The sequence below is a fragment of the Neisseria sp. P0009.S007 genome, assembly GCF_051962515.1.
In genome coordinates this window covers 1-7,350 of record NZ_JBQCVF010000106.1, presented here as the reverse complement: position 1 = coordinate 7,350, position 7,350 = coordinate 1, and the positions used below count along the sequence as shown (strand labels likewise).

Below are 7,350 nucleotides of genomic sequence, written 5' to 3'. Positions count from 1 at the left end.
TGCGCCAATACTGCCGCCAAATCGACGGTTTCTATCACTTTTAAAAACTTATCCGAAGCATTGCCATGTTCGCGTATTGCCTTTAATACGGTCGGACAGGATGCAATCCCCTTTTCACTCAAAAACGCTTTGATTTTATCGGCATCAAACGCCTTTTCGCCCTGCTTTTGAAAATGTGCCGCATCACCAAAAAATACCAACCCATACACACGCCACATATCGTTTTGAAAATTCGGATAATGAAACTGCATCGCGTGTTTCTCTTCTTTAGGCGGAAACGTCCCCATCATCATGACCGTTGCCTGCGGCGGCAACAAGGCTGCGAAAGGGTGAGACTCGACGATTGGCTCTTGCATATTTGTATTCCGGTTGTTTTTCATTCAAACAAAATTTCCGACGGCCTTTACTGCCTGAATAAACGCCGCCATTTTCTCCCTGCTCTTAATCCCGCCGGAGATTTCCACGCCGCCGGACACGTCCACCGCCGCCGCGCCACTGATTTTTACCGCTTCGGCAACGTTTTCCGCCGTCAATCCGCCGGCAAGTATCCACGGTTTGCCGATATTGCCATGCAACATGGTCCAGTCGAAACTTTGTCCCGTACCGCCGTATTCGGTCGGATGATAAGCATCAAACAGCAAAGCGCGGGCATTCGGGAATTTGGCACAGGCCGTCTGAATATCGGCAGCGGACTGTACGCGCACAGCCTTCAAATACGGGCGGTCAAACCGACGGCAAAAATCATCGTCTTCATCGCCGTGAAACTGAATCACATCTATCGGCACCTGACGCAAAATCTCGCGGATGGTTTGCTCGTTTTCATTCACAAACAAGGCCACCACCGATACAAACGGCGGCAGATTTTTCACAACCGCCTGAGCCTGCTCAATACTCACTGCCCGTTTACTCTTGGCGTAAAACACCAGCCCGATAGCATCCGCGCCCAATTCGGCCGCAGCCAGCGCGTCTTCAGGTCGGGTAATACCACAAATTTTGGTGCGTATGGTGTTCATGGCGATAGCCTTTTTAAACAGTTGGGTCGGATATTATATAAGTTTAAGGCCGTCTGAACATGAAATATCAGGTTCAGACGGCCTTAAACTTTAAAACAACCATCAGCCGATAATATTGGCGGCTGTCAGTTGCGCAGCATCTTCATTATAGAAACGTGCGAACTCTGTGCTGCTTTCAGCTCCCGCGCCCCGATACGCCAAGTTTTTTTGAGCGCTATTGAACACAAGATACGAGCGGTCGGGGCTGAATGTATCCACATCGCGGACAAACAAATCCGCCCAGCTAACCTGGCTTTCTTTCTCATTGAGCAGCGGACGCATGGCGCTCAAATCCAACTTATCTTTGACCGGATTGAAATCCAGCAAGTGATCCAGTTTGCCCTCGCGAACATCCCATGCAGTAAATGCCACCGTATCCCTGCCCTCGCCGGTAACAATGGTATCGCCACCCAGACCGCCTGCCAGATAATCATTGCCATCACTGCCTTTCAATACATCGTCAGCCGCACTGCCATGCAAGGCCGCTACGCCTTTGCTGTCTCCACTGATGCTGATCGACCAATCAAAGCCGTTTTTGCCTAAGTCAATTTCCTTGCCGTTTGCCGCATACGCCATCTTATCGCCCTGCTGGTGCGCCGTCATTTCCACACCTTTGAGTGACAGGACGTTACCGGCCGCATCCTCTGTCTGAACCACGGCAAGCATGGGCCGGTCATCGGTATAAATAGTAGATGTACCGGTTGCGTATGGCGTTTCTTGGGCATCATTACTGCTGCTACCCCATTTGTTTTCAATGCCGTCTGAAAAACCGTCTTGGTCAGAATCCATCAAATAAAGATTGTCGTAATGCTTATCAATACGTTTACCTTGGGAGAAGTATTGTTCAAGTTTGGTATCAGACTCATAAAAGCTGGTCATATTGTGTTTGCCCCATACATCGCCGCTTTTGAAATCTAAAACCTTGGCTTTCGGATATCTGCCCAATCCTTTATGAACTTGGGACGCGGCAGCACCTACAAGTGCACCTGCAGCTCCTGCCGCAAGGCTCGCTCCACCAGTCGCTAATGCCAATAATATACCAATACCCGCACCTGTTTTGCCTGAAAAACCATCTCCAACCCATTCGCCTTTGATTACATACGAATTGGTTTCATACAGAGGGCGTGCCTGTGTTGTATCCGAGTTGTCCGTGATACGTGTTTCCGCCATTTTATCGGCCATATCCCGTGCTTGTTTTAAGGCTTCAGGCGAGGCTTTGTCCACATTCAAAACAGCCGGATTAAACAGACTACTGCGTTTGAAATCACTTGCCCAATCATTACGCTGTTGCATGGTATGTGCGGCAAAGTATTCTGCAAGATAGCCGCCCAACGAATGTCCGGTCGAATACACATTTTTGGCATGAAGCGTATCAATATAGCGTGCAATTTCATCCAAATATTTGGTTTGCTCCGGCAAATTACCGGTCACAATTTTCAAATCAGCCAAAACATCTTTAATGCTGGTAGCCTGCGTACCTCTAAACGCTACCACGACATTTTCCCAACCGCCCTTCTTGTTCGAATTGCCGAAAATCGCATAATCCAAACCGCCTCCCGGACTACCTGCCTTAAGCAATGTCCATTTCCCAACCAATTCAGATACATTGGCCTGATTGCTAAAATATTTGTCGTTAATATTCTTAGCAATAGAAGCATATTGCGTATTCCACCAATAATTGCCTTTAAATACAGTATGCAAAGCAGACGGAGATTCATAAGCCAATGAAGAGAACATCCGCAAATCGCGTTCAGAAACATTCCACTCCTGCGGATTGCGGTCAATAGCATCGACCAAACCGTCGCCATCACTGTCTTTGGTAAAGATAGAATGCTGCGCCTGTTTAGCACTGGGTCGGACAATATCATTGGCTCTTTTTTGAGTGGCAATATTTTCCCAATACTGCAAAGAGGCCGTCTGAAGATGCTGCACTCGTTCGGCGGCATGTGTGACGGCGTGACCATCTTTATAAAGCACACGCATGGTTACGCTGTCTTCGCTGGTATCGTGCTCGGGATATTTGAAGATTTCAGCAACATCCATTTCCTTATCCGCAAATTTATACTTGGATACAGATGAATAGGTCTTGTGTTGCTCTTTAAGGGTCAACGTTTCGCCTGTTTCACGAATCGTAAATACCCAATCTTTAAGGGCAGGATTACTAGCGCTTGGACGAGTAGTAAGACTGATATCCTTCATACTCAAACCTTCAAAATGAATGCTGTTATGACCCAGATTGTCTGAAATGACATCATGGCCGCTGCCACGGCGGAATACATAAGTATCGTCTCCGCTACCGCCTTCAAGCGTATCATTTCCTTCGCCGCCATCTAAATAATCATTACCGGCATCGCCGCGTAAAATATCGTTGCCGGTACCGCCGTAAAGTTTGTCGTCGCCATCACCCGCCAACAGCAAGTCATAACCTGCCTCTCCGCGAAGCACATCATTGCCGCGTCCTCCGATCAAACGGTTGTTGCCGCTGTTGCCGATTAAGACATTGTCGGAATGATTGCCGAAGCCGAAATAATTGCCGCTGCCGGTCAAGGTCAGGTTTTCGACATGAGTCGGCAAACGGTAAGTCATACCCGTGTAAACCGTATCAATGCCGCCATTGGCTTCTTCGATAACAACATCGTTTGGACTGTCTACATAATATGTATCGTTGCCATTGCCGCCGCGCATTACGTCTGCACCGATTCCGCCGTCTAAAACATCGTCGCCTTCGTTTCCTTCCAAATAATCGTTACCGTGATCGCCACGCAAAATATCGTTGCCGTCGCCACCATAAAGTTTGTCGTCATCATCGCCTGCCAGCAGCAAGTCATTACCCGCCCCACCGTAAAGTACATCATTACCACGGCCGGCACTCAAACGGTTGTTGCCGCTGTTGCCGATAAGGACGTTGTCGGAATTGTTGCCGAAACCAAAAATATTATCGTGGCCGGTCATCGTCAGGTTTTCAACATAATTCGGCAACGTATAAGTCGTATGGGTATAAACCGTATCCGTACCCTCGCCGTACCTTTCAACGATTTGGTCATTCCTGTTGTTCACAATAAAGGTATCGTTTCCTAAACCGCCGTAAAAAATATTGTGTCCCAAGCTGCCATACAGCACATCATCACGACGCGTACCGATAATCACTACGGACTCTTCGTTATTAGGTTGGTTTTGAGTTTCAGTCATTTCTTTTCCCTTTGTTAAATTTAATTTGAATGCGCAATAATGCGTTTAGATTATATAAGCAAGCTAAAAACAAGTGAATTTATTCAGCCAAACAGATTCAAAATGCTTATCAAATTAACAACAGTTATGAAATGACTTTGTAATTATTACCCTATTTTTAAACTGCCTATTTTTTCATCACAATTAATTTATTCTTTATTATCAAATATCAAACCAAACTATCCACAATTGGATTCACACAAAATTTGGATAATGCCCGTCAATAAAAAATATTAAGGCTGTCTGAAAAGTCTTTCAGACGGCCTTTTAGCCTTTTTACTCAAACGGTTTCTTCTGCCAATAAAACTTATCCTTTTTCAGACGGCCTTGAAATATATCGTCCTGTCCCAAAGCAAACACCAACGCGCCAGACAAATCCGTTCTCAATAAAGTAATACCATGCGCGCGGACACGATTTTGTACGGCAACGGTCGGATGTTTGTAGGCATTGGCATAGCCGCTAGATGCCACGGCATATTGTGGCGAAACCGTATGCAAAAAGCTGCCTGACGAAGCCGTGCTGCTGCCGTGATGTCCCAACACCAACACTTGGCTATACAGCGCATTGCCGTATTTCTCAATCAAACCGGCCTCGCCTTTCACGCCCAAATCGCCGGTTATTAACAAGGCTTTTCTGTTTGCCACGACACGCAATACGCAGCTTTGGTCGTTATCTTCCTTGCCTGCATTTTCAGACGGCCTGAGCAACTCGAAATCTACGCCGTCCCATTGCCATTTGTCTTCTTGGCAAAACTCTGCATTCGGATAAAATTCAGGTTGTCCGGCAAGCAATTTATCGGTACCGACAGCCGCCACACTTTGAAAACCGCCGTCATGGTCAATATCATGGTGCGACAAAATCAGGCTGTCCAAACGGCGCACACCCATCGCGTTCAAACTCGGCACTATACCTGTTTGCGCCACTTGCTCCGTTCCCGTATCAAACAAAAGATTGCGGTTACGCGTTTGTATCAACACCGACAAACCTTGTCCTGCATCCATCACCGTAACTCTTGCCACCCCCTCCTCCAGCTTGGCAGGACGGTAAAACACAAAGCCCAATAAAACCAGACATGCCCAAGGTTTTAAGCCCATTCCTTTAGGCAGCAATAACAGTAAAGCCGCCATCATCGCCAACACAAGCAAAGGCACGGGCGCCGCTGCGACGGCAAATTCAGGCGATACCATAGCCAGCCATAGCAAACCGCGTAAAGTATATTCCGCCAAAAATGCCGCTACCAACTGGACAAGTTCAAACGGAAAAACCGAACCCAGCAAAGCCAACGGCGTCAACACCCAAGAAAACCAAGGAATAGCCAGCGCATTAACCAACGGACTGAGCAAAGGTAACGAAGCAAACAAATAGCCCAGCAATACCACCGACAATACAGTCGCTGCCCATTGTCCCCGTACAGCCAACCGCCAGCCCGACTCTTTCAGACGGCCTGATGAAGCCCAAATCAAAGCAGCAACCAAACCGAAAGACAACCAAGTTCCCACGCCCAATACAGCCAACGGATCCAACAACAAAACAACGGCCAAAGCCTGCCACCACGCCGTCCAGCCCGAGCCGCCACTGCCGCGCCACCATGCCCACGCAAACGCAGCCAACATCAACACACTGCGTTGCGTCGGTACGGAAAAACCGGCCAAAAGCGCATAAAACAAAGCACCGGCAACACCGCCTGCCAATATCCACACACGCGGTTTTGCCGGAATCCACGGCAAATAACGGAAAATTCGCTTAATCAGCCAGGCAAACAATACCGCCACCATCGTCACATGCAGGCCCGAAATACTGACCAAGTGTGTCAGCCCCAAAGGGCGGAATGCCTGCCACAAAGGCGGCCTCAACGCCGATTGCTCGCCAATACTCAAAGCACGCATCAGCCCTATGCCGTCTGAAAACTCAGGATATTTGTCCCCTGTTCTCTGCCAACTCCAGCTTACCGCATCACGCATATTAGCCAAACCGAAACCGCCACCTTGCCGCACGAGTTTCCTGTCGCGCCCCAAAGTACCCATGCCATCGATACCATTGGCCAAAGCCCATATTTCACGGTTCAAACCGCGCACATTCACTTCACCGATCACCGGCCTTACCCGCGCCGATACAGACCACCTGCTGCCCACCGCCCAATCGCGCCGCTGATAATCCGACAACATCAAATCAAAAGCCTGCCCCTGTTCATCCCAAGCCCTTGCCGCAAACTGCACGCGCCGACCATCATCACGCGGCATATCCGCCACTTCAACCGTCAAAACTTTAGCCGCCACCTCCCCTGCAGGCCATTGACCGGCCAACACCAGCCCGGTCCGCCACACTCCAAACGCCATACCCACGCAAACAGCCAGCACCAACCAAGCCACAGCAAATTTTCGACACAACGCAAGCGCGCCAATGATTACAGACAACCAAGCCCACCATGGCGGCACAAACGGCAACGCAAACGAAAGCACTACACCCACCACCCAAGCAGGCAACACAAACCGCCACGCCATGAACATTTTCCCTTAAATTATGATTATTAGATATGTAATAATAAATGCTTTTAGTAGATTATGACAAATATTTGATTGCAGTATTTATGACCTGAATCCGTCCGATTTTGTCGTAGATGTAATTGAGTACGCCGCTTCTTTGGTCGGCACTTTGAATCAGGTTGCCGGCTTTGTCATAGGCGTAGGTATGACCCAACGCGTTGGTGCGTTTGAGCGGCAGTCCGTCCACTGCGAGCTCGTAAGCGGTTTTGGCACCAAGTCCGTCGATGTGGGCGGTCAGCCGGTTGAGGCGGTCGTATTCGAAGGTTTCGTGACTGCCGTCGGGGTAGTCGGTACGGACGGGGTTGCCTGCTGCGTCGTAGTGGTGGCGGGTGGTATGGCCCAGCGCATCGGTAACGGTTTCGAGATCGCCGTATTCGGTGTAACCGAAACGGGTGGTTTCGCCGGTACAGTCGGTAAAGCAGACGAGCTGGTCGAGGGTGTCGTATTGAAGGCGTCGGGTTTTACCTAAGGCGTCGGTAATGGTTTCGGGCAGCCATTGGGCGTTGTAGCCGTAGCTTGTGGTGTA

The 7,350-nt window shown here is 49.1% G+C and carries 3 protein-coding genes and 2 pseudogenes; all 5 read right to left on the bottom strand.

Features of this window, described 5'->3' with window-relative positions; all coding sequences use genetic code 11:
- Positions 1-356: pseudogene (locus tag ACTHS3_RS09405) on the bottom strand (DNA glycosylase); the annotation flags it as partial.
- Positions 357-380: 24 nt separating this feature from the next.
- Positions 381-1,013, bottom strand: a complete 633-nt coding sequence (locus tag ACTHS3_RS09400) for a phosphoribosylanthranilate isomerase (RefSeq protein ID WP_070625516.1) — start codon at positions 1,011-1,013, stop codon at positions 381-383.
- 102 nt (positions 1,014-1,115) lie between these two features.
- Entirely contained in the window at positions 1,116-4,241 is a 3,126-nt protein-coding gene (locus tag ACTHS3_RS09395; RefSeq protein WP_070608105.1) for an Mbeg1-like protein, read from the bottom strand.
- A gap of 315 nt (positions 4,242-4,556) precedes the next feature.
- A complete protein-coding gene (locus ACTHS3_RS09390; RefSeq protein WP_108700029.1) occupies positions 4,557-6,782 on the bottom strand; it encodes a DNA internalization-related competence protein ComEC/Rec2 in 2,226 nt (741 codons plus the stop codon).
- 58 nt (positions 6,783-6,840) lie between these two features.
- Positions 6,841-7,350, bottom strand: a pseudogene (locus tag ACTHS3_RS09385) (RHS repeat protein); the annotation flags it as partial.